Genomic DNA, 23040 nt, shown 5'->3' with positions numbered 1-23040 from the left:
GATGGGAGCTACTTTTCTTGGGGCGGTGTGCCGTGGATTTCAAGGGCAGAGCGGCCGATCTCGATCTGCTGGCTCGACAACTGGGCCAGGTGAGGGACGGCTCCGGGGCCACCCGGGGGCGGGCTGTGATCATGACGGGGCGGCGGCGGGTGGGGAAGTCCCGTTTGGTGCAAGAGTTCTGTGACCGCTCCGGGGTCCCGTACGTCGTATTTCAGGCGACCCGGGGCCGCAACCCCGAGGCGGAGCGGGCGGACTTCACCACGACCCTCGCGCAGTCCCCGCTGCCGGGCGCGGAACTGGTTGCCGGCCTGCGGGCCACGGACTGGAACCAGGCGCTGCGTTCACTGGCGCTCGCGCTCCCCGACGACGTCCCGAGCATCGCGGTGATCGACGAGGTGCCGTGGCTGGTGGAGCAGGACGCGGAGTTCGAGGGAGCGCTGCAGACGGTCTGGGACCGCCACCTGTCAGCCAAGTCGGTGCTGCTGATACTGGTCGGCAGCGACATGTCGGTGATGGAAGCGCTGCAGTCGTACGGGCGCCCCTTCTTCGGCCGGGCCGGGAAGATGCTGGTGCGGCCGCTGCACCTGGCCGATGTGCAGACGATGACAGGGCTCGGGGCAGCGGACGCGGTCGATGCGCTGCTGATCACCGGCGGCTTTCCCGAGATCGTCCAGTCCTGGCCGACGGGGATGAGCCGAGAGGACTTCCTGCGCGAGTCCCTGGTGAATCCCCTGTCGCCGCTGCTGGTGGCCGGAGAACTCTCGCTCCTGGGGGAGTTCCCGGAGGCGTCGCACGCGCGGACGGTGTTGGAGGCGGTCGGCAGCGGCGAGCGGACTTTTTCCACCATCGCCGCTCAGGCCGGCGGAAGCGGCGCCCTGCCCTCAGGCACTCTCTCCCCCCTGTTGAACATGTTGCAGGCCAAACGGGTCGTCGCCGCGGACCTGCCGCTGTCCACGAAACCGGACACGAAGAACAAGCGTTACCGCATCGCCGACCCGTACCTCCGGTTCTGGCTGGCCTTCCTGCAGCGGGGAATCCCCCTCGTCGAACGCGGACGCGGCGACCTTGCCCTGGAACGCATCGAACGTTCCTGGACCACCTGGCGGGGACGCGCCGTCGAGCCGGTCATCCGCGAGTCGCTGATGCGGCTGCTGCCCGATGAACGGTGGCCGGACACCGAGGTGACCGGCGGCTGGTGGAACCGCCAGAACAATCCTGAGATCGACCTGATCGGAGCCGACCGCGAACCGGTGGCCGGCGCGGTGCACTTCGTCGGCTCCGTCAAGTGGCTGGAGTCGCAGCCCTTTGGCAGGCGCGAGTACGACGCCCTGGCCCGGGACGTCCTTGCCGTACCGGGGGCCGGGCCGGACACGCCGCTGGTCGCAGTGTCCCGCAGCGGTGTGGCCGACGGGCTGCCACTGGCGGCCCACTGGGGGCCCGAGGATCTCGTCCACGCCTGGCAGTGAGTCCTCCCCAATGCCGGACCGATCCGGCATTGGGGAGGCGGGCAGCGTTGCGGCTGGTCTCGTGCTCGTGGGTCCGAACGTCTCCGGAGGGCGGAAGCGCCCGAGAGGGCGGGCCCCGGTGCGCGTCCTCGCCCTGTCCCTGCGGTGATGACCGGTGGGTCCGGGCGGTCGCGCCGAATGAGGCGGAAGCTGTGACGCTCGTTTGGCGCTGTGATCTTGAAACTGCTCTGTTGACGCCCGTGAATGAGTCTCTGACCTGGAGTTTCTCCGTCATGGGTTGCGTCCGACGTGATCTCGATGACGTCGCATGTGGAGTGCGTGGCAATTTTGGAGCCTGCTGCAAAGGGGCTCTGACCTGCAGTTTTCCCAGGTCGCTCAGGCACGCCTTGGTACGTTCGACGTGTTCCCTCACATACACGACGTGGAACGTGTCCTGGCACCGGGGAGTGGGCTTGACCTGCGGCTTCACGGGCATCTCGCGAGATGATGGACGCGTTCTCCTCGGTCCGTGGCGGCGTACGGGCAAACGTCCTGACGCTCATGCGACGCTGGCTCCGACGGGGCGTCAGGTGGTCCCGGGGCGTCGACCCGCGCTGGCCACGGCCTGCCGTAGTGGTGGAGCCAGGGTGATGCCTGCCCGCCCAGGGGCCGGCCTTCCTGTTCGGCTCCGGCTCCGGCCAGGGCGCCGGCGATCTCGATAGCTGTTACCGGCGCCGACCACCAGGACGACCCGTCCGCGGGGTTGGCCTTCCAGACGGTTCCGGGCTGCCGCGTGGAGCGCAGCAGTTCCCGGTCCTGTTCGCCGACCGTGCGGTGTCCGTGGGTGTGGGTGAGGATCGCTTTGACCGCGGTGACCTGGACGCGCGCCCAGGTGTGCAGACCGTGCAGACTGCACGCCTCGGGGGCGCCGGCGATCTCGTCATCGGCCGGGGCGGCGTCCGGGAGCGTCAGGACGGCATGCGTCAGGGCGAGTTCGCGGAGGCCGGTGAAGGCCGGGGCCCGGGCGAGGAACTGTTCAACATCCAACAGTCCGGCCGGGTCGTGCCTGCGGTTGGGCCTCCAGCAGGCTGCTGATCTGGGCTTCCAGTGCTCGGTGCTGGTCGTGGACCGCGGCGAGCGAGGCGGCCAGGGACGGGATCACGATGTCGAGGGTGCCGGTTCCCGGGACCACGACGGTCTGTTCGTCGGGGGCGTCGAAGATGTCGTCGATCAGCCGCGCGGCCATGCGTGGGGCCTTGGGCCGGATGAGTTCGGCGAGTCTGCGGCGGCCGGCTTTCCGCAGAGCTACCGGGGATTTGTAGCGCTCGAGGAGCCAGGTGACAGCCGGGTGGTCCAGCCGGGGCCCGAGCACGCGCTCGAGGCTGGGGTGGAACTGCGTGAGCAGGCCGCGTATCCGGTTGGAGGTGCGGGTGGCTTCCGCAGCGAGGTCCTGGTCGAAGCCGGTCAGCACCGTCAGCTCGGCGGTGATCTCGTCGGTCAGCTCCAGCGAACGCAGCATGTGAGGCATCGTCCGGGCCGCGTCGGCGAGCACTGCCGCGTCCTTCGCGTCGGTTTTCGCCTCACCCGGATAGAGGTCGGCGATTCGCCGCATCGCGAGTCCGGGCAGGTAGGCGACCTCGCAGCCCGCGTCGCGGGCCACGGTCAGCGGCAGAGCCCCGATCGAGGCGGGCTGGTCCACGATCACCAGGACGGTGCCGAACTTGGCCTTGAGCTTGTCGAAGACGGCCCGCAGCCTGGGTTCGCTGTTGGGCATCGGCTTGTCGAAGACCTTCTTCCCGGCCGGGGTGAGCCCGTGACCGTGGTGAGCGGTCTTTCCAACGTCCATCCCGAGGCCGGTGGCGGCCCGCCCGCACCCGAACGACGGCTTCGCCTCCTGGCTTACCCGGACGCTCCTGGATCCGGGTCGGCCGGGACGAACTCGTACACGCGGCCCGGCAGGTACGGACGCCCAGGAGTTCCAGTTCGCTCCGCCGGCGGTCCAGCATGCGCCGGGCGGCGGGATGAATCCAGCCGTCGTCGGCCCGGGCCAGATAGCCCTCCAGCACCCGTCGGTCGGTCTCGCGGGGCTCGGAGTGGAACGCCACGTACCGCTGGCCGATCCGGGCCTCCGGTTCGCGGCTCCAGTCGGTGTCCGGTTCGGTGAGGTCCAGATACCTCCAGAATGCCGTCGACCGGGTGGTGACGGTGGCCATGCGGTTGTTCCAGACCAGCCGCACTCCTGTGACGAAGGCACTTGTCCTCGCCAGCACGTCGGTCCACAGGAAGCCCTTGACGTGGGTCGGGGTGAGCGGTTTCGTCGGAGTGATCGTCACGGGTGCCACCACGAGTTCTGTCATGGCCCCCGGGCCGGGCGGCGCGATTCCTCGTGTGATGGATGACGCGTCAGGATTCACGGGACGGACCTTCTGCACGTGGGTTCGAACGACGCGACGACGCCGACGGGACGGACGGGTGCGGTGGCCGTCCCGTTCCTTCCTCATGCGGGTCCTGCCCTGGTGCCCGAAGGATCTCGGAGGCACCGACGGCTTCGAGCGCCCGGGCCGTCGTGGTCCGGTACAGGGTCGGTACGGCACCGGCAAGGGGCTGTGGGCCGACGAGGGCGGTACGGGTTCCGGCCCGGCGGCCTGCGTCGACGTCGCAGACGGAGTCGCCGACCATCCATGAGGCGGACAGGTCGCATCCGAGGTCCTCGGCGGCCTGGTGGAGCATTCCCGGGGCGGGCTTGCGGCACGAACAGGTGATGGAGAACCGCGGCACGGCACCGTCCGGATGGTGCGGGCACAGGTATATCCCGTCCAGCTGAACCCGGTGGCGGGCCAGGAGTTCCCGCAGCCGCCGGTGCATGGGCGCGACGGCGGCCTCGCTGATCAGGCCGCGGGCCAGTCCGCTCTGGTTGGTGACCACGATGAGGGCGAAGCCGGCGTGCTGGAGGGCGTGCAGCGGTGGCCCGATCCCCGGCTGGAGCGCCAGGTCCTCGGGGCGGGACGGGTAGTGCCGGGGTTCGGTGAGGGTGCCGTCGCGGTCCAGGAACACCGCAGGCCGGCGACGGGCACCGGTGGGCGCCGGCCCGGTCGGGCCGTCTGTGCGGGTGACGAAGGCCCGGGACGGTTCGGGCTCTTGTGATGCCTTTCCCTGGAAGGAGGTTGCGGACCGGGCGGTGCCCGGTGTCCGGACGTACTCGCGCTTCGGCATCGTCGCGGTCGTCTCACTGTCGAGCGGGCCGCCGCTCATGACCGCGGTGGGCTCGGAGAGGGCGCGTTCTCCGACCGTTTCCCGGGGGCGGTCATCGGCGGGGCGCGGCGAACGGCAGGGCTGATGGTCGCGCCGACCGCCACGACGAACATGACGGCGGTGAGAACGACAACGGCACCTGTGGGGCCCACGGCGGTCAGCAGCAGTCCGGCGCCGAGCGAACCGATGGGCATCACCCCCCAGGCAAAGGTCATCGCCGCGCTGGTGACCCGGCCCAGGAGTTCGTTGGGAACCAGGAGTGCGGTGTAGCTCATGATCACGACGTTCCATACGGGTCCGACGAACGAAGTGGCCGCACCGACCAGTCCGATGTGCAGGGGGTCGGTGGTGAGCAGGAAGAACGGCAGGAGCACGACCCAGATCCAATTGACCCCGATGATGACCGCCTTGGGGGTGAAGCAACGGTGAGCCCGGCCGGCGACCAGCGCGCCGACGAGCCCGCCGCCGGCGTGGATCCCGAGCATCGTTCCGATGGCACCGGAGTTCGCACCGTGGTCTCGGGCGAGGACGACGAGAGTCAGGATGAGTGCCTGGAAGATCAAGTTGGTTGCGGCGATCAGCAGGACCGCCGTACGGATGAGCGGGTGGCGCCGGATCCAGCGCAGTCCTGTCAGGGTGGCCCGCCACAGCGGCTCGGCAGGCGCGGTCACCGTGCTCTGCAGGTCCTTGCGGAGGAACAACAGCGCGGCGGAGGCGGCGACATAGGAGATCGTGTTGGCCAGGAAGGGCAGGGCGCGGTCGATTCCGAAGAGCAGGCCGCCGAGCGGCCCACCGGCCAGGGCGGCACCCCGTTTACGGGCCTCGTTCTGTGCCAGGGCCGTGGGAAGCAGGGCGGCCGGCACGATTCTGGGAAGGGCCGCGGTCTCGGCCAGGCTGAAGAACACGTAACACAGTCCCTGGACGAAGGCGACCGCGATGAGCTGAGCGACCGTCAGCAGGCCCAGCCACAGTGCGAGGGGGACGGTGGCCAGAGCGAGTCCGGCAAGGATCTCGCTGGTCAGCAGGATCCGGTGTCGGTTGTACCGGTCCACCAACGGTCCGGCCGGCAAGTAGGCGACGAGGAAGGGCAGAGTGCCGGCGGCTCCTACGAGGCCCGCGTCGGCAGGCGAGCCGGTCATGCCCAGTACGAGCAGCGGCATCGCTGTCGCGCTGGTTTGGGCGCCGAGGGTGGAGACGACCTGACCGCTCCAGAGCGTGACGAAATCGCGGTTGCGCCACAGCGACCGCTCGGCGGCCGTGGACTTCACGACGCCTCCGTCGGGGCGGCTACGAGAACAGACGCAGCAGGGGGCAGCACAAAGTGGTGTCGGAGGCGGGGGGCGGGTTCGCGGTGCCAGCGGTCGGGCAAGGCGATGTACTCCTCATCGAAGGTTGTCCTCGGGCCGCTTCAACCGCTGCGGCCGGTCTCGGAGGAGACCGTCACGGCCCCGGTGTCCTGCCCGGAGCATGCGCCCCGGTCGGCTCCCGCAGGGATGACCGGTGGGGCCTCGATCGACGTCGAACGGATGACCGGAGAGGTGGTGGGAAACGGCCTCACCTCGTGGCGGCGGTCGGGTGAGCGGCGTTGGCCGGAGGCGGGCCCGAGCCCCGAACGCCTCGACGGCTGGGGCACCGGGCGCGGCTGTCGGTCAGCCGTGGCGCCAGGGTCTTCGGATCACCGGCGGGACGGCGCGTGCACTTCGAGCACGTCGCGCAGGTGGCCGGCCGCTCCGGCTGTCTCGGACAGGAGAATCGACGGCGCGCAGTGCGGTTCGAGTGTGAGGTACCCGTCGTAACCGGCCTTCGCCAGGCTGCCGATCATCGCCGGCCAGTCCAGTTCCCCGGCGCCGAGAGGCACCGTGTCATAGGGTCTGCCGTGATCGGTGTACCTCGTCCAGCCGTCGGGCGGGGCCTTCGCCGACGCGCGACGTACATCCTTCACATGGGCATAACGTAGCCACGGCAGGAGCAGGGGCAACGCGTCGCGGACCGGGGACACCGCTGCGCAGTGGAAATTCGCGGCATCGAAGTTCAAGCCGAACCAGGGTGAGTCCACCCGGGCGAACAGTGCCGCCAACGCCGCCGGCCGCCTGGTGATGTCGGACCCGGCCGGGTCCCATCCGAACGCGTCGAACTCGTTCTCCAGCACGACCACCACGTTCTCCGTCGCGGCGTGGTCGAGAACTGGTGCCAGCGCGTCGGCGTATGCCGCGATCGCATGCTCGTCGTCGACCACCGGCGCGTGCCCGAAGTAGGTGTTGACCCGGTTGCTGCCCACCCGTGCCGCCAGCGTGATCGCCTCGTGGAGGAGCCGGACGCCTTCCGCTCCGCCGGGTCCGTAGAGGTGGCTGGGGGTCGACACACAGGCTGTGCGCAGTCCGGCTCGGTCCAGTTTGCGGAGGGCTTCGTCAACACCGTCCTTCATGGCGTTCTTCGGGTACCAGAATTCCACCGCATCGCACTGAGCGGACCTGGCCATTTCGATCAGACCGTCCACGCCGTCGGCGTCCGTGAACTCGGTACCGGAAACCGCGATCGACATTTCTTGCATGGGACTCCCTCTTCTCTCGCTGCCTCTGCTGCGTGTCACCCGGCGAGGACGGCCCCCAACCTCTTGCTGAGTGCGAGCGTCGTCATCGCCGGGTTCGCCGCTCCGGTGCGTGGCATCACCGACGGCCCACACGCGTACAGACCCGGGAGGGCCGTGAACTGGTGGCTCTCGTCGAGGACTTCACCGAAGGCCAGCGTGCCGGCCTCGTGCTGCTCGGAGCCGAGCGGGAAGCTGTAGGTGAGGGGCGTCGTCGTGCGGGCCGCCGTCAGCCTGTCGGCCAGGTCGGGCGAACCGTACCGGGGCGAGAACTGCAGCGGATCGGCGGGAACGCCGAGAAGCAGCGACACTTCGGCCCACAGTTCGCCGAGCAGGTGCTGCTGGGAGGCGAGCACCTCTTCGTCGGCCGCTTCGAGCCCGGAGTGCACAGTCGTCGGCCAAGGCCATGCGGCGGAGTCGTCGCACCCCACTTTGCTGTGCGGGCCACGGCGTTGCTCGCCCATGGTCCAGCTGTCCAGGTTGACCGTGCCGTTCGCCCCTTCGGTGAAGCGCACGAACTGGTTCGACCGGGTACCGGCAGTACCGGTCCGGTGGTGGATATGGCCTTCGCGGGCGGCCGCGCGGATGGCGTCGGGAAGCCGTTCGGCATCGGGAAGGGAGACCGTGAACCCGTGTGAGATCTTGTCCACGAGTCCTGGCAGGGCACGCGGTGCGGCGGCGTCCGAGGTAGTCAGGGCCTGGACGGCCAGCCGGCTGTTCACCACAGTGCCCGCGGCCAGGACGACCCGTTCCGCACGGAGGTCGAGCAACTCACCGTCCGCGGTGCGTACCAGTACGCCAGTTGCCCTGCCCTGTTCGACACGGACGCCCAGAACGTCATGGCCGGCGAGAATCGGCACTCGGCGCACCCTCGGGTCGCCGTCGTCGTCCCACCACGCCAGCGGACTGAACGCGCTCCACCGGCCCCTGGCCTCCGAGCGCGTCGCATGCGGCGTGCGGTCGAGTTCCAGTGCTCCGATGGTCAGCCCAGGTGCTCCGGGGGGCTCGGCACCCCAAGCGACCACGTCGTCCACGACCCGCTGGTACAGCGACGGCCCCCCGTCCCAGGACTCGGTCAGTTCGGTGACGACCGTTTTCGGCCAGTGCTCGGAAAGCGCCCAGCGTTCGATGGGCAGCAGCACGCCACCCCAGTACAGCGAGCGGCCGCCGACCCGGCGACGCAGGCCCGCCAAGTCGCGGTAGACCCCGTTGGCCGTTCGATAAGGCCGGTGGAAGTCGGGGTCGGTCTCCGGGCGCAGCCACAGCCGTAACGCCTCGGTCGAGGGATACGCGTTCTGGATATGTGTACGGCCCCGGTCGGGCCCGGCTTCCAGTACGACCACCGATTCCCGTCCCCGCCGGGCGAGTTCCGCCGCCATTGCGAGGCCGGCCATTCCGGCGCCGACCACGAGTGTCTCCACGTCACCCAACGATTTCACTGATACTCCATGGTTGTTCGTGGTCCGGGGGTTGTTGTCCGGCAGTGGGACGACCGACTGTGCGGTGCGCACAGAGGCCGGTGACGGTTTCACACCGGGCTCGGCTGCTCCCGGCTCGCCGTCACGGTGGGCGCGCGGCTGCTGGGCAGTTCGAGCTTGTACGCGTAGGCGCCGCGCATCAGATCGAAGGTGTCCGTCCCTTGGGCTGCCAGTTCGGTGACCATCGCGGCGGTCAGCAGATGACCTGGGGAATCGCGGCCGTGAGCCAAGTCGTAGGCTGTGCGGTAGGCGTAATAGGTACGGTCGTGACAGAAGCCGAACCATCCGGCGAGCAGGGTTTCGTCCAGCCACAACTCGTGCAGCCGCGCGCCGCTGGACGGCTCGGACGCGACAGCCGCGAACGTTCGGTCCACCACGCCGCCGTCGAACGGAGCGACTGCGTCGGGCCGGTCACGCCACTGCCGGGTGTGCAGGTCGATGAAGGCCGGGAGGCGGGCGGCAACCCGCTCCGGGGTGTCCGCGCAGGTGAGCCTCAACGTGCCGAGTCGCTCGATCCGGCGGAGCTTTCGCCGCATGTCCCGTCGTTCGCTGACACGCCGGACGATGTCGGGGTCGGTCAGGTCGAGCCAGAAGACCACGTTCGACGGCTGGGGCGCCACGCCCAGCTCGGACACTGCGCGCAGCAGCGGTCCGTCGGTGATCAGGTCGCTCAGTTCCAGCTTCGCGCCGAACTCCTGTTGGCACCGGTCGATCGCCTCCGCCAGCCCGCCGATGTCGGAACCGGGCCCGATGGACGACACGTCACCCACGTACGCGACCTCGTGGTAGTCGGCCCACGGCCAGGACAACGGGCGCAGCAACGCCGTGCCGTCGTCCTGGTGCAGTTGCAGGCCGACCACCGGGGTGGGCCTGCCGGGCCGCGTCACGTGGACCAGCACCGGGGTGGTGCCCTCGGCGCCGGCGGCCTCACGTACCCATGCCCGCCACCAACCGTTCGTCTGGAACGGCGTCCGCGCCGAGAGTTGGTGCGTGTCCAGGAAATCCGTTGCCGCCCGCGCACCGTACTCGAACGCGATGACGTTCATCCGGTGCGCCTCTTTCGCCGCGGCGCCTGCTGGGCCGCCGCTGTCGCGGTGCGGGGACCCCGTCCCGCGTTCATGACGCGTCCTTGACCACGTCCTGCACCGTGGACCTGAACAGCAGCGCCGCTGCTTCGATCGCGTCATCCTCGGCAGTCACGTCGATGCCCACCCCGCTGCCGAGGTAGGAGTCGACCACCCCGACGCTCAACGCGATGCTGCGGCTGAGCAGGTCGTCCGTGCGCGGCAGGCTGCCCGGCGGGTACGACCGTCGCAGGACGGCCTGATCTGGCCTGCGCTTCCTGAACTCCGTGGGGGCCAGGAGATCCGGGCGCAGCTGGGGCATGTTGGCGTAGTTGTGTTTGCCGGACCGGCTCAGGGTGATCGTGCCGAGTCGGGCTGCCACCTCCTCGGCCATGGCCGCGGACGCGAACGTGTACGCGAGCACGGTGGCGCAGTCGCCGTCCGGGTCGTTCAGCCGGCGCGGCGTCGCTCCGGGCAGGTTGCCGATCGCGTCCGCGAGCTTGTCCCGGTTGGCTCGCAACGTCCGCAGGATGTCCGGCAGCTTTCGCACCTGGGCGAGTGCGAACGCTCCGGTGAGTTCGTGCATCCGCAGATTCAAACCGAACAGGGGCGGCCCGTCGGTGACGCCCATCCGTAACGGTGCCGCGCCGTGATCGTGGAGGGCGAACGCCGTCTCGTACAGATCGTCATCGTCGGTGAGCAGCACGCCGCCGTCGCCCGCCGTGAAGGTCTTGAAGACATTGAGACTGAACGCGCCGAAACCACCGACCGTTCCCAGATGCCGGCCGCGGTACGTGCCGCCGCCGGCCTGCGCGCAGTCCTCGACGAGCAGCAGCCCGTGCTCCCGCGTGAGGGCCTCCAGGGCGTCGAGGTCACAAGGAGCCCCGAGCATGTGCACGGCCATCACCGCTTTTGTGCGCGGGGTGATCTTCGCGGCCACGTCCGCGGGATCGAGCAACAGGCTCTCGTCGATCTCGGCGAGCACCGGCTCGGCCCCCGTGTGCGCGATTGCGGCGATCGAGGCGATGAAGGTGTAGCCCGGCACGATCACCTCGTCGCCCGGACCGATGCCCGCGGCGAGCAGCCCGGCGTACAGAGCACTGGTGCAGCTGTTCATGCCCAGGCAGTGGTGCGCACCGGTCAGGGTGCGGAACTCCTTCTCGAACTGCGAGACCTTCGACGGGAGCGCGGACCCCTCGTGGTCGTCGAAGCGGTACCGGCTCAGCTCGCGCTCACGCACGACGCTCAGCACCTCGGCCTCCTCCTCGGGGCCGATACGGGAAACTCCTGGTCCTGCCATGACGGTCACTCCTTTCGTCTGACTCTGTCCTGTTATCCGCGCCCGGCTGCGGTGCGCGGTGGCCCGGACACCGCGTCGGCCAGATCGCTCGGCACGAGATCCATCAGCAGCGCGTCCCGCCAGGAACCGCTGTGGCGTTCATACGCCCTCATCACGCCGACCTTCCGGAAGCCCGCCTTCTCCAGGCACCGCAGGGCGGCTCTGTTGTCGGCGTTGGGCGCCGCGGTGATGCGGTGCCGGCCGGCGGCGAGGACCGAACCGGCGAACAGCCTCAACGCCCGTGTTCCGATCTTCCGGCCCCGGTCGGCCGCGTCGGACACCGCCAGTGCCTCGACCTGGATGTGGTTGGAGCCCGGATCGGCCTCCGTGCGGTACTCCAGGAAGCCGACGGGACGATTCCGCTCGAGCATCACCAGGCAGCGTTCGTGCTGGAAGCGGCTGAGGGCCCCGTCGCCCGGTTCCAGTTCTCGCCACGCCCGCACCGTGGGGTCGGCGAACGTCCGGCGGAACAGCTCGATGTCCTCGGGTATCGCACGGCGCAACCCGATACCGCTCTCGTCGGCAAGGTCGTCCTCGACCACGGCGGCACCGGGCCGCACCGATGCCTGCTCGCCGGCCTCGATCAACTTCTCCAGCAGGTCGACCAGCTCGGCGGCATCCTCCGGCCTCGGGTCCGGTACGACACGGCACGTGGGCGCCTCGAACGCCTCGGCGGTCAGGAAGGGCTGGTTGCCCAGGACCAGCAGCGGGCGTCCCGTGTCCAGGGCGAGACCGATCTCGGTGAGTGTGCCGTAGCGGCCCTCGAAGGCGATCATGCCGTCGCCGCACCAGTTGAGGATGTTGCTCCTGGCCAGGTCCATCGATGTGGGCAGAGCCCAGGTGGTGCCTTCCTCGGCATCGGCCAGACGGTTCCACTTCAGCAGCGCGAGTGTGTCGCCACCGGCCGACTGGCAGCCCTTGTTGGCCGCGGCCGCCACTCCGCCCTCGCCGCCGCTCACCAGCCCGTAGCCGCGCAGGGCGAGCTCCTTGCCGATCATCTCGGCCAGCCGGAGTGTGTCCGCACCCGCGTTGCCCGGCCGGCCACCGAGTACCGCGATCGCGCGCCGACGGGTCATTCGGCCACGCCCCGGTGATTGATCTTCCGCATACTCCACTCCAGTTGGTCCAATTCGATGAGAACGTCAGGTGGGCGCACGCCGGCCGCGCAGGGAGCCGGGCAGCCCGTGTAGTAGAGCCGACAGGTGCCGTTCGGCTTCATGAAGGAACAGGACAGCGCTACGGCGCTCTGCACTGTCCGCGAGACCTCGGGGGCCGCCAACGGTGACCAGATGGCACCGTCGGTCGCCAGGTGCAGCGTGACCACCGGGCACCCCAGGGCGGCCGCCAGATGGACGGCGAGGGTGTCGTTGCTGACCAGCACGTCCAGCCCGGCGATCCAGTCACGGAGGGCCTCCAGCGACTGCAGGGACACCGTGTCGGTGACGCCCGGCGCCGAGGACAGCCGCCGTACCAGTACCTGCTCCTCCGCGTCCCGGCCGACCGCGACCTCGACGCTCAGCCCCCGGTCGGCCAGTTGCGCGATCAGAGTCGACCAGTCATCCGTCGGCCAGCGTTTGACCGCTGCGCTGGCACCGACGTAACAGCCGACCACGTCCGGACGTGGTTGCCGTCGATCGGCCAGCCAGGCCGGGCGGTCCAGGCCGACGGGGACATCGTGTGCGCGCAGGAGATTCGAGGCCTGCTCAGCGAAGGGCAACCGCTGCGGCCGCTCGCCCAGTTCGTGCAGATCCCAGCACTCGACTCCCCTTTTCGTCGCCTCCGCCCGGAACCCGAAGTAGTTACCGTCCTCTTCGGCGAACTCCATTCTGAGGTTGACGACCAGGTCCACACCGCTGCGGTCGATGAAGTTCCACAGCTCCTCCCGATCGGCCGGTAGGAACCGTCGCCACAGTGCCGGGAACGACCCCGATGGACCCTGCATTCCGACCGCCGAACGCACCCATTCGGTGTCGAGTGCGATATTCGGCGCCATGAAGTAGCGCCAATCCGGATGACACCGCTCCAACGCCGCCAGAAGTGGCGTCGCAATGATTCCGTTGCCCACGCCTTCATTGATGACGACCATTGCCGTACGCATACTTGCCCTTCTGGGTAGGCGTCCGTGGGCTGGCGGATGGCAGGCCCGCCCGGCCCGTGCGCGCGGATTTCGATGACTCGGCCCGCGTCGCGGCCGACATCGGCCGAGCCCCGCCGGCACGCTGAGAAAGACGCGTCAGCCATCGGCTCCCGGTCGCTCACCCAGGCGGCTGATGAGCCGCGGTGTGGCGAGTTGGTCCAGGTAGCCGGGCTCGGTGCGCGCTCGCTGGATACCGGGACGGAGATCCACGAGGAGACGCACCGAGCCCACCTCCTTGCAGCCGATCCCCAATTTCTTCGACATACGGCCGTAGAGGTTCCGCGCGGCACGGTTGTCCGGCGAGGTCTCCCCCTCGGCGAACTCGTAGCCGCGCCGCATGGACTCCACGAACGCCGCCGCCACCAGCATCGCTCCGATGCCCCGGACGCCGCGGAGAGACTCGGTCACATAAACGTCGTGCACATACGCCACGTTGTCGGCGAACTGGAGATTGGGAATGGGATCGATCATCACCAGACCCACAGCCGCACCTTTTTCGACCGCCATGACCTGAAAGCTCGTCTCCTGGCCGACGATTCCCTCGAAGAAGGTACGGGTGCTGGCCAGGTCGACCTCCTTTCCCGCGTCGTACTGCTGCTCGAGGATCAGAGGCATGAGCATGTCCAGTTGATCCTTGCCCACCACGACCATGTCAAGACTCACGTGATATCCATCCCTGTAGTAATCGCATCGATCCGCTTTCTGGTGTCCCGGCGGACGCGCTTTCAGATGCAGCCGTTCGTCTTCTTGAAATGCAGATACAGCTCATGGGCAGCGCTCCGCAGATCGTCCGGGCCCGGACGGGGCAGCGTGGGAAGTGCCGTCTCCAGGGCGGACATGTCAGCACAGGTCCAGTACTGGTACCGGCCGACGTGAGGATTCGCGATCAGTTGCACGTTCAGCGGTGTCTCCGCGAATTCCGAACACCAGCGGAGCAGTTCGGCGAAGCTGACCGCGTGGCCCGATCCGAGGTTGTAGACGCCGGAGGGCGCGTCGTGCCCAGCCATGAGCACGCAGGTCCGGGCGACCGCGGCGACGGGAATGTAGTCGCGGCTCGCCTCCAGGGTGTCGGCGAAGACCTTGAGCGTTTCCTGCCGCGCGGTTGCGAGGAGCAGCTGGCCGATGATGGAGGCCATCGACTTCTTGTGCTGTTCGCCGGTGCCGAAGACATTGGTGAACCGCAGTCCCGCCCATCCCGGTTCGCCATCGGCCGGGTACCGCGTGGCCATGTGTGCGTCGAACGTGGCCTTCGACCGGGCGTAGGCATTCAGCGGGCCGGAGCAGGCGGAGGACCCCAGGGCGTTCTCCGGCAGCGGCCGCCGCTCGGCGATCTCACCGTAGACACTCGACGAGGACGCGTACACGAAACGCGTGCCGCCGCGCGCACAGCGCTCCGCCAGCTCCGCCGGCCCGGTGACATTCGTCCGTTCCAGCGCCTGCCAGTCGTCCTCGACGGTGCTGCTGATCGCGGCGAGGTGTACCACCGCCGTGAACTGGCCGGCCTCCACCGCGCCGAGGATCGCCGGGTCGTCGAACGACCCGACGTTGACGGTCGTTTCCCTGCACAGATCAGGTGGCGGCTCGGAGAGGTCCACCGTGGTCACCCGGTACCCGGAGCCCAGGAAGACCCGTGCCACGTGCCGTCCGACGAATCCGGCCGCACCGGTCACGAGCACGCTCTGCCGACTCATGCCTGCCACCTCTGCGGTCCGGGCCGTGCGGCCGGTCGCTGAGAAGCCGTGGGGAAGCGAAGGGGAGGGGGTGTCGTCATCACAGCATCCGTGCCGATTCGATCAGCGACGACGTCGACCAGCCGTCGACGAAGGGGACGAGCACGGTTCGTCCGCCCAGGGAGCTGACCAGCTTGTCCTCGGGGAGTTCCATCCCCGAGTAATCGCCACCCTTGACCCAGATCTCGGGTTGCAGCGCGCGTATGACCTCTTCCGGGGTGTCCTCGTCGAACACCTGGACAGCGTCCACGGAAGCGAGTGCTTCGAGCACGAGAGCGCGTTGTTCCGCCGGCACGATGGGGCGGGACGGGCCTTTCAACCGGGACAGCGAGTCATCGCTGTTCAGGCAGACGATCAGGCAGTCACCCAGCCGGCGCGCCTGTTCGAGGAGCTGGACGTGCCCCGCGTGCAGCAGGTCGAAGCAACCGCCCGCCGCGACCACGGTTCCGCCCCTGGCACGAACCGCGTTGGCGAGCTCGATCGCTCCTCGCTTGGTCGCTACCGGCCCGGCGCCGGGGCGCCCCGTTGTCGGTGAGCCGTCGCCGTGCAGCCGGTCCAGTGACCTGGGACCACCCGCCGCGACGTACGCCGAGGCCGCTTCCACCGCCGATGCCACCGCCGCGCTGGGAAGTCGGCCGCGGGCCAGCATGGTGGTGAGGTGACCGGCAAAGAAGTCGCCGGCACCACAGGGGTCGGCCTCCCCTCCCGGGGCGGCCGTCGTGGGTATGACCAGCGGCGGAAGGTCCGCGTCGGCGAGCAGGACGGCGCCGTGTTCGTGCCGGGTGAGCGCCACCTGGACCGGCCCCCACTCGCGACCGACCAGACGCGCCGCCTCGATGTCGTCGGACAATGTGTCGCCCGCACGTGAGGCGATCAGCCGGGCCTCCCGGCTGTTCGGCGTCACGACCGCGGTATGGGCGACCGGCACCGCACCGCGGGGATGCGGGTCCCAGACCAAGGGGGCTCGCCGGGCGGCCTCGGTCAGGACGGCACGCATGCCGGCGTGTGCGGCGACGCCTCGACCGTAGTCGGACACCAGGACGCCGTCGGCCGCCATCAGCACGCGCCGCGCCTCGGCGAGTGCCGTGTCGCCCTCCCTCCCGACCGGCGGGCAGACGTTGTGCTCGTCCAGCATCATCAGGGTGCGCCCGACGGCACGGATCCGTGTCTTCACCGCGGTCGAGCCGTCCAGTCCGAGGTCGATCACCTCGACTCGTGCTTCGTCCAGCAGCGCGCGCAGCTGGTCGCCGACCGTGTCCTGGCCCAGCGCGGTCACGAGGGTGACCGGGTAACCCTGTCGGGCGCTCAGGACGGCGGCGAGAGCGGCACCGCCGGGGCGCAAGTGCGTGATGCCTCCGGTCACGACCAGGGCGGGCTCGTCGGACGCGACCCGCTCCACGCGGCCGACGTGGTCGCGGTCGAGGAACGCGTCGCCGACCACCACGAGGTGTGTGCGGTCTTCGTGTGCCGTGGTCGGTTCGCCTTCTCCCACCGGCTCCGGTGACGGATCGGACGAAGGCTGCACGGCCGGAGCCGAACCGGCGGTGTCCTCGGCGGCATCGGTCCTGGAGGCCCCGGCCTTGGTGGTATCGACCCCGGCGGCGACAACGGCGTCCATCGCGGCACACATCAAATGGATCGCCACGAGATGGCACTCCTGCACCGTGGACAGGGCTTCCGCCGTCACGGTCACCGCTTCGTCCACCAGCGTGGCCAGCGGGTTGGGTGCCGGTCCCGTCAGCGCCCAGGTCACCGCGCCGACCTCACGCGCGGCCTCCACGGCCCGTAACAGGTTCGGACTGCGGCCGGAGCCGGACATGAGCAGGACGATGTCGCCCGGACCGGCGTGTGCCCGGACCTGCCGGGCAAAGACCTCCTCATAGCCGTAGTCGTTGCTGATCGCGGTGACCGAAGAGGTCTCGGCATGCAGCGACAACGCCGATATGGGTGGGCGTTCCATCTGGAACCGGCCTACAAGCTCAGCCGTCAGGTGCTGGGCCTGCGCTGCGGACCCGCCGTTGCCGACCACCAGCAGACGTCGGCCGTCGCTGCCCAGCTCGGCCAGCTGTGCGCCCCAGCCCTCCACCCTTCGGAGGTCGAGCTCGGGCAGTGCCCTGGCGAGCTGCTTCACATAATCCGTAGCGATCAAGGTGTCGGCCGTCATACCGGTGCTCCTACTGTTGCTGTCGGGCGCCCCAGGAAATCGTTGAGCTCGATAGTGTGGCGATCGGGGTCGGCGACGAGCGCCACCGTCTCCTTCTCTATCCGGTATGGCTCGGTGACCACTTGGTAGCCGAGCGCGCGAATGTGCTCCACCAGCGCCGGAACATCAGCGACACGAAACGCGACATGGTGGGTGGGGTGGGGGCGCGGAACCAGGTCTCGCTCCTGCCACAGTTCTACGCCTGCCGGTCTGCCGCCCGGCGCCATCTGCAGGATGACGCGATCGGACAGCTCGTAGCGCACGACGCTGGACAGGCCGAGCGCTTCGGCATAGAAACGTTCGGCGACGTCGATGTCGGCGACGTCCAGTCTGACGTGATCGAAGGCCGTGACCGAGGCGGCCGGGTACACACGCTCCAGCGATTCACTGCCCATGATGCGGTCCTCCTTCAGGAATGACGGGGTTCCTTCACGCGATAAGGGAACATCCGATTTCAGGGATGCCAGTTCCTCGGACTCCAAGACACCCTCACCATCTGGTTACGAGCTGACTGTGGCGGACGGACAAAAGTCTGCAAAGTGCCGCTTGCCGTGCGGCGTCAAAAGAATGTAATAGTGCTGCGACAACCTCCCCGGAGGGGTCAAAATTCGCAGGCCGGGGCCGACCGCGCTCGCACCCGGCGGAAGAGACGGAATTAGATACTGAGCCCTTTTCGACCTGGCATCTACGCTGGTCAGAGGGCTGGAACTCGACCTGGGCCGTAGCTGTGCCAGGCCGTTGACCAGCGATCCCGCCATGCGACAGGCCGGCCGTCAGTCACTCCGCATGGTGCCCGACGGTCGACGTCAGTCAGGTTGGAAAAGGCTCGCTGCCCGCATGCGGCTTGTCGGCGCGCTCGGGACGAGCCGTCCCAGTACGGCCGACGGACGACTCAGGATTCTCTGCGAAACGCGGCGGCCATGACCGTCGAATCCCCCTCTCCTCGTTATGTGAGGGTCAACCCATTGTCCGTGCTCAAGAGCAACTCTATGGAATCAACTGGCGAGCGCTTGACCGGACTTGCGCAGTCCATGGCCAATATTGCGAGTGATCATGTGAGGTGGTCCGGCAGGGATTCGGCGTAGTCGGCTGACGTCCGGTTGCTGACGTCTCGTCGTGTGGGACAGGGTCCGACACAGAGCAGGCACGGACGTCCGCGATCACGGAGTTCTCTACGCTCTGTGACCTTGGACCGCCCGTGCCTGCCGACGTGTCATCTCTGGTCTCTCCTGTCTCTGAACAGCCAAGACCGTATCCGGAAGGGTCCGGGAGCGAGCTTCCGGATCTGCTGGAACACCTCGCGCAGGTCCCGGACCGGCGGGATCCACGGGGGAGTACGGCATCCGCTCGTGACGCTCCTGGCGCTGACGGCCTGCGCGGTCCTCGCCGGAGCGCGATCCCTGCTCGCGGTGGGTGAAGTGGGTGGCCGACGCACCGCCGGCCCTGCTCGAACGGCTCGGTACGGCCGTCGACCCGCTGGTACCGAAACGGTCATGGCCCGCGGAACCCACGATCCGGCGACTGCTCGCCAGAACCGACGCGGACGCCCTGGACCGCGCGGTCGGAGCCTGGCTCGCGGAGCGGCAGGGCAGAGATCAAGGGCTGCGAGGGCTCGCGGCCGACGGGAAGCCGCTGCGGGGTGCGGCCCGCGCGAAGGGACGGAAGATCCACCTCCTGGCCGCTTGCGACCACGTGAACGCACTGGTCCTGGCCCAGACGGACGTCGGTGAGAAGACCAACGAGATCACCCGCTTCCAGCCTCTGCCCGACACCCTCGAGGACCTGGCCGACGCAGTCGTCGTCAGCGACGCGATACACACCCAGTACGACCACGCCGCCTGTCTCCTCGACCGGCAGGCCCACTACATCGTGATCGCCAAGCGCAGCACGAAGAAGCTCCGCGAGCAGCTCAAGTCCCTTCCCCGGACGCAGATCCCCCTGCAAGACAGGACCCGTGCGACCGGTCACGACCGGTCACGACCGCCAGGAGTTCCGCCGGCTGAAGGTCTGCCCGGTCAACAACCTGCTCTTGCCCGGCGCCCGCCAGGCCGTCCAGATCGTCCGCCACCGCGTCCACCGCAAGACCAGGAAGATCAGCCTCAAGACCGTCTACGCGGTCACCAGCCTCACCACCGGGCAGGCCGGCCCGGCTCGCCCGACTGATCCGAGGACACCGGACCGTCGAGGCCCTGCACCACGTCAGGGACGTCGCCTTCGCCGAGGACGCCTCCCGACTGCGGACCGGAAACGCACCCCGAGCGATGGCCACCTGCAGAAACCTCGCGATCGGAGCCTTCCGCCTCGCCGGCATCCGCAACATCGCCGCCGGCCTCCGACGGGCAGCCCGGGACCAAACCCGCGCCCTCACTCTTCTCGGCCTCACGTGATCAAAACGGACGAGGCCGACTACACCGAAGCCTTGGGCCCGTCCCCCGTACGAGCTACCGAAAAGTGTCCACTGCCGGGTGACGATTCCGGGCCGCCGGATCCGTAGCTTCGGAGTGCGAAGGCACCGTCACGATCGTGAGGTTTTGATGAGGTATCAGCGCAACCGTGTTCGGCGCGTGACCACTCTGATCGCCGCAGGAGCACTGTCCGCCGGTCTCCTGGGCATCTGTTCGACCGCGACCGCATCAGCGAGCACATCACCGCACACCTCGGCTCACCAGGCGATCACCCAAGACTTGAAGCCACCGATCGTCACCCGCAACTTCCTTCTCGGTGTGGCGGGCGCCCCCACTGAATATCTGGAGGAGGTCGGCGGCCTCACTGAGCACGAAGTCACGTTCCCCCGGCGCACCGGCGCCCAAACCATCGTCGACACGTGGCTGAAGGACCCCAGCCGGTTCCGGCCGGCCTACCTCACCGTCGACGTGCGCGACTTTCAGGGAGCCAGCGTTAAGCGTTTCCAGTTCAATCACCCGCAGATCGCGAAGGTGGTGAACAGCGGAAACGGGAACAGCCAAACGCTCACGGTCACCTTCGACCGGCTGATCATTCCTTGGCACACCAGTTCCATGGGCCGGCCCGGCACCGGCCCATGGAACTGTGTCCGCTGTGAAGAAGCACCACGGGATGAACGTGCAGGTCCTCGCTGATCCCGCCGGACGCCTGGTCTGGGTCTCGGACGCACTGCCGGGAGCCACACACGACCTGACCGCGGCGCGGGCCCACTGCATTCCCGCCGCCCTCACCACGGAGGACATCAAGTGCTGGGCCGACAAGGCGTATCAGGGCGCCGGCCCTGCGATCCGTGTCCCAATCCGTGACAAGCACCTGCGCGGCTGGCGCCGGCGTCACAACCGGGACCACGCGAAGATCCGCAGCCTCGGTGAACGCGCCATGGCGATCCTCAAGTCTTGGCGGCTCCTGCGGAAGCTCCGCTGCAGCACCACCCGGATCACAGCCGCCGTCCGAGCCGTCGTCACCCTCGAACTCGCCGCCTGATCAAGATGGAAAAGGCTCACTGTCATCCCTTGCCACTCCATCGAGGCCGCTGCCGCTGAGGCATCTGCCTTGCTCATCCGGTCGTCATGTCCGGCCGGAGACTGAGATCTTTCAGCGTGGCCACCGATCGGATGATGGGATCGGCCCCCGCAACGCACGAGGCGCCCGTGCCGTCGAGGGAGGTGGTCCACGTCTCAACCCACCGGCGCGGGAGCCTTGTTGGTTGTCTATCCTGCCGCACTCGACCTGCCTCACGCCCTGGTCGAGTGGGTCACCATGCTCATCGTCACCCGCGAGGGTGGCCGCCGCTGCAAGCTCCCGCCGCACCAGCGTGCCCCGGTCGGCCTGGTGTACCTGCGTCGGCACGACACCCAGCCTCAGATCGCGGCCGGCTTCGGGATCTCTTGGCACCGCCCACACCTACGTCACCGCCGTCATCAACCACCTGCCCAAACGGGCGCCCGGACTGCTGCGGGTGCTGCGGGAGACCGACCCCGAGCACGTCCTCCTCGACGGCACGCTCGCCGAGTGCGACCGGGGCGGCGACAGCCGCACCGACTACTCCCGCAAACACCGCCGCCACGGCGTGAACGTGCGGGTCGTGACCGATCCTGCGGGCAGACTGCTGTGGATCTCGCCCGCGCTGCCCGGCCGCACCCACGACCTCACCGCGGCCCGTACCCACCGGATCATCCGGATCTGCGAACGCCAGGGCGTCCCCATCCTCGCCGACCGCGCCTGCATCGGAGCCGGCCCCTGGGCGACCACACCACTCAGACGCCCGCCCCGCCGAGAACTCACACCCACCCAGCACACGACGAACCGGGCACTGTCAGCGGCCCGAGCACCGGTCGAACGGGGAGTCGCAAGGCTGAAGTCCTGGCGGATCTTCCGCAGAGCCCGATGCAGCCCGAACCGCCTGTCGTCAATCACCGCAGCAGTCCTCAGCCTGGAGCGTCAGCGCTGAAAACGCTCACGGAAGGAAAACAGATTATGGCCGGACCTTACGGTGCCCCGACCTGGAGGTATCTGACAATCAAGAGGCGATTCATCCCAGATCAGGGACGCGTGACATATCAGCCACCCCAAAATTGGTTCACTATCGTGACGCCACTGTTAGGGTTATGCCATGTTGAATATCCGGACGGTTCGGGCTGGCGTCGGACCACACTCGCCGTCGGAGACACCTCTCGCCTCGTCAACCGGAGCGCGATGCGACTGTGGCGGCCGCCGTCAGGGGAGCAGAAATTCGAAGTGGCGTTCATCGCCCTGCCCCCACAGCACTTCCGGGATTATGCAGACGAACATCCAGAAGTCGCCGTCGACGACCTGTCGTCCTTGGAGAATCCGCGGGTATCCGATCCTGTGGTCGCACCCATGGCCTACGACTTATTACGCGCCCAGGAAGCGAAGATAGGCGAGGGTTACGCACTGAGAGCAGCACATTACCTGACCGCCCACCTGCTCCACTCGCACCACGGATCACAGTCGAACACTTCAGGCCTCAAGCCGGAACAACTAATCCTGGTGACCGATTACATGCGTAAGAACCTGTCGGAGCGCATCACGCTCGAAGACATGGCCAAGGAAGCCTTACTCAGCCGCTACTACTTCATACGTCAGTTCACCGCGGCCACGGGAAAAACGCCCATGCAATACTTGACCGGGTTGCGGATCGAGGCCGCATGCCATCTCCTCATTACAAGCGACGAACTCATATCTCAGATAGGAATCCGCTGCGGCTTCCTCAACCCGGAGAGTTTCGCACGCGTCTTCAGGAAGCACCTGGGCTGCTCACCACTCCAGTATCGGCGGCGGAACTTCGAACTTGGTACTCCAGCCGTAGATGTGGATCCCCAGGCGCAGGCTCTTGCCCTTACGGATCGGGCTCGGCGCCCAGGTGCCAGCCACGAGAAGACCAGCACGGCCGAGTAGGCGCGTTCACACCGTGGGGGATTCCCGGCCGCCCGTCAGGTAGCGTCTGCGGAGGCGGGTAAAGGCGGTGGGGCCGGGGTGACGCGGGAGGAAAACCTTGACCTGATGTGTGCATTTGAGTGGACTTGCCGCGCTGGTGTCGCACTCCAGGTCGTAGTTGTCGTGGCCGTGGACCAGGTCGTACTGGCGCGCCGCGAGGCCCTGCGGGCGGTCACCCCGGGCCAGCTCGCGGCGGGCCAACTCGTCCAGCGGGCAGTGGACGCCGACGAACAGCACGTCCTCGGGCCGCAGCACCGTCTGAACCGTTCCGGGTTCGGTGGGGACTCGGTCATTTGAGAGGATCGAGTCATGGCACGTCCTTCCCCTTACCCGCTTGAGCTGCGCCGTCGTGCGGTCCGCATGGTCGCCGAGGTGCGGCCGGAG

At 68.3% G+C, this 23040-nt stretch carries 17 protein-coding genes and 4 pseudogenes; 6 read left to right on the top strand and 15 right to left on the bottom strand.

Annotation, left to right across the window (positions count from 1 at the left end; translation table 11 throughout):
• Positions 1-32: 32 nt before the first annotated feature.
• Complete coding sequence (locus ACIA6T_RS16930) at positions 33-1466, top strand: ATP-binding protein (protein WP_399447257.1); 1434 nt, start codon at positions 33-35, stop codon at positions 1464-1466.
• A gap of 465 nt (positions 1467-1931) precedes the next feature.
• Here ACIA6T_RS16930 and ACIA6T_RS16925 read toward each other — a convergent pair whose 3' ends face one another.
• From ACIA6T_RS16925 to ACIA6T_RS16860, 14 genes and pseudogenes are all read right to left on the bottom strand, one after another.
• Positions 1932-2492, bottom strand: a complete 561-nt coding sequence (locus ACIA6T_RS16925) for a hypothetical protein (RefSeq protein WP_399447256.1) — start codon at positions 2490-2492, stop codon at positions 1932-1934.
• Between the two features lie 22 nt (positions 2493-2514).
• Positions 2515-3291, bottom strand: a pseudogene (locus ACIA6T_RS16920) (IS110 family transposase); the annotation flags it as partial.
• A 557-nt stretch (positions 3292-3848) separates the two neighbouring features.
• Complete coding sequence (locus tag ACIA6T_RS16915; protein ID WP_399447255.1) at positions 3849-4697, bottom strand: D-glycero-alpha-D-manno-heptose-1,7-bisphosphate 7-phosphatase; 849 nt, start codon at positions 4695-4697, stop codon at positions 3849-3851.
• Positions 4694-5965: an MFS transporter gene (locus tag ACIA6T_RS16910; protein WP_399447254.1), complete on the bottom strand. Its 1272-nt coding sequence runs from the start codon at positions 5963-5965 to the stop codon at positions 4694-4696. The genes ACIA6T_RS16915 and ACIA6T_RS16910 overlap by 4 nt, the downstream gene beginning before the upstream one ends.
• 407 nt (positions 5966-6372) lie before the next feature.
• A complete protein-coding gene (locus tag ACIA6T_RS16905) occupies positions 6373-7239 on the bottom strand; it encodes a sugar phosphate isomerase/epimerase family protein (protein WP_384711177.1) in 867 nt (288 codons plus the stop codon).
• 44 nt (positions 7240-7283) lie between these two features.
• On the bottom strand, positions 7284-8723 hold the full coding sequence (locus ACIA6T_RS16900) for an FAD-dependent oxidoreductase (protein ID WP_399447253.1): 1440 nt from the start codon (positions 8721-8723) through the stop codon (positions 7284-7286).
• An 89-nt stretch (positions 8724-8812) separates the two neighbouring features.
• Entirely contained in the window at positions 8813-9808 is a 996-nt protein-coding gene (locus ACIA6T_RS16895; protein WP_399447252.1) for a GNAT family N-acetyltransferase, read from the bottom strand.
• Positions 9809-9878: 70 nt separating this feature from the next.
• Positions 9879-11126 (bottom strand): DegT/DnrJ/EryC1/StrS family aminotransferase, encoded by a 1248-nt coding sequence (locus ACIA6T_RS16890; RefSeq protein ID WP_399447251.1) that lies wholly within the window; start codon positions 11124-11126, stop codon positions 9879-9881.
• Between the two features lie 32 nt (positions 11127-11158).
• Complete coding sequence (locus ACIA6T_RS16885) at positions 11159-12241, bottom strand: GNAT family N-acetyltransferase (RefSeq protein WP_399447250.1); 1083 nt, start codon at positions 12239-12241, stop codon at positions 11159-11161.
• The gene (locus tag ACIA6T_RS16880; protein WP_399447249.1) at positions 12238-13251 is read right to left on the bottom strand and encodes a glycosyltransferase family 9 protein; all 1014 of its coding nucleotides are present in this window, start codon (positions 13249-13251) and stop codon (positions 12238-12240) included. Before ACIA6T_RS16880 ends, ACIA6T_RS16885 begins: the two co-directional genes overlap by 4 nt.
• A 147-nt stretch (positions 13252-13398) precedes the next feature.
• A complete protein-coding gene (locus ACIA6T_RS16875; RefSeq protein WP_399447248.1) occupies positions 13399-13965 on the bottom strand; it encodes a GNAT family N-acetyltransferase in 567 nt (188 codons plus the stop codon).
• A 62-nt stretch (positions 13966-14027) separates the two neighbouring features.
• Complete coding sequence (locus ACIA6T_RS16870; protein WP_399447247.1) at positions 14028-14993, bottom strand: NAD-dependent epimerase/dehydratase family protein; 966 nt, start codon at positions 14991-14993, stop codon at positions 14028-14030.
• 79 nt (positions 14994-15072) lie between these two features.
• Positions 15073-17196, bottom strand: coding sequence for a D-glycero-beta-D-manno-heptose 1-phosphate adenylyltransferase (gene rfaE2, locus ACIA6T_RS16865; protein ID WP_399447246.1), 2124 nt, complete (start codon positions 17194-17196; stop codon positions 15073-15075).
• On the bottom strand, positions 17193-17717 hold the full coding sequence (locus ACIA6T_RS16860) for a VOC family protein (RefSeq protein WP_384711151.1): 525 nt from the start codon (positions 17715-17717) through the stop codon (positions 17193-17195). Before ACIA6T_RS16860 ends, rfaE2 begins: the two co-directional genes overlap by 4 nt.
• 940 nt (positions 17718-18657) lie before the next feature.
• On the opposite strand from ACIA6T_RS16860, the gene ACIA6T_RS16855 reads away from it, so the two are divergent.
• From ACIA6T_RS16855 to ACIA6T_RS16835, 5 genes and pseudogenes are all read left to right on the top strand, one after another.
• The gene (locus ACIA6T_RS16855; RefSeq protein WP_399447245.1) at positions 18658-19398 is read left to right on the top strand and encodes an ISAs1 family transposase; all 741 of its coding nucleotides are present in this window, start codon (positions 18658-18660) and stop codon (positions 19396-19398) included.
• A 401-nt stretch (positions 19399-19799) separates the two neighbouring features.
• On the top strand, positions 19800-20333 hold the full coding sequence (locus tag ACIA6T_RS16850) for a hypothetical protein (RefSeq protein WP_399447244.1): 534 nt from the start codon (positions 19800-19802) through the stop codon (positions 20331-20333).
• Positions 20287-20682, top strand: a pseudogene (locus ACIA6T_RS16845) (transposase family protein); the annotation flags it as partial. The gene ACIA6T_RS16850 and the pseudogene ACIA6T_RS16845, both read left to right, overlap by 47 nt.
• Before the next feature lie 219 nt (positions 20683-20901).
• Positions 20902-21649, top strand: a pseudogene (locus tag ACIA6T_RS16840) (transposase family protein).
• A gap of 287 nt (positions 21650-21936) precedes the next feature.
• Entirely contained in the window at positions 21937-22617 is a 681-nt protein-coding gene (locus tag ACIA6T_RS16835; protein ID WP_399447243.1) for a helix-turn-helix domain-containing protein, read from the top strand.
• Between the two features lie 6 nt (positions 22618-22623).
• Here the strand turns inward: ACIA6T_RS16835 and ACIA6T_RS16830 are convergent.
• Positions 22624-23040: pseudogene (locus ACIA6T_RS16830) on the bottom strand (chloramphenicol phosphotransferase); the annotation flags it as partial.

The organism is Streptomyces sp. NPDC051740 (assembly GCF_044453165.1).
Taxonomy (GTDB): Bacteria; Actinomycetota; Actinomycetes; order Streptomycetales; family Streptomycetaceae; genus Streptomyces; species Streptomyces atrovirens.
Note: the sequence above shows the minus strand (reverse complement) of the source record. Positions and strands in the feature narration are given on the sequence as shown.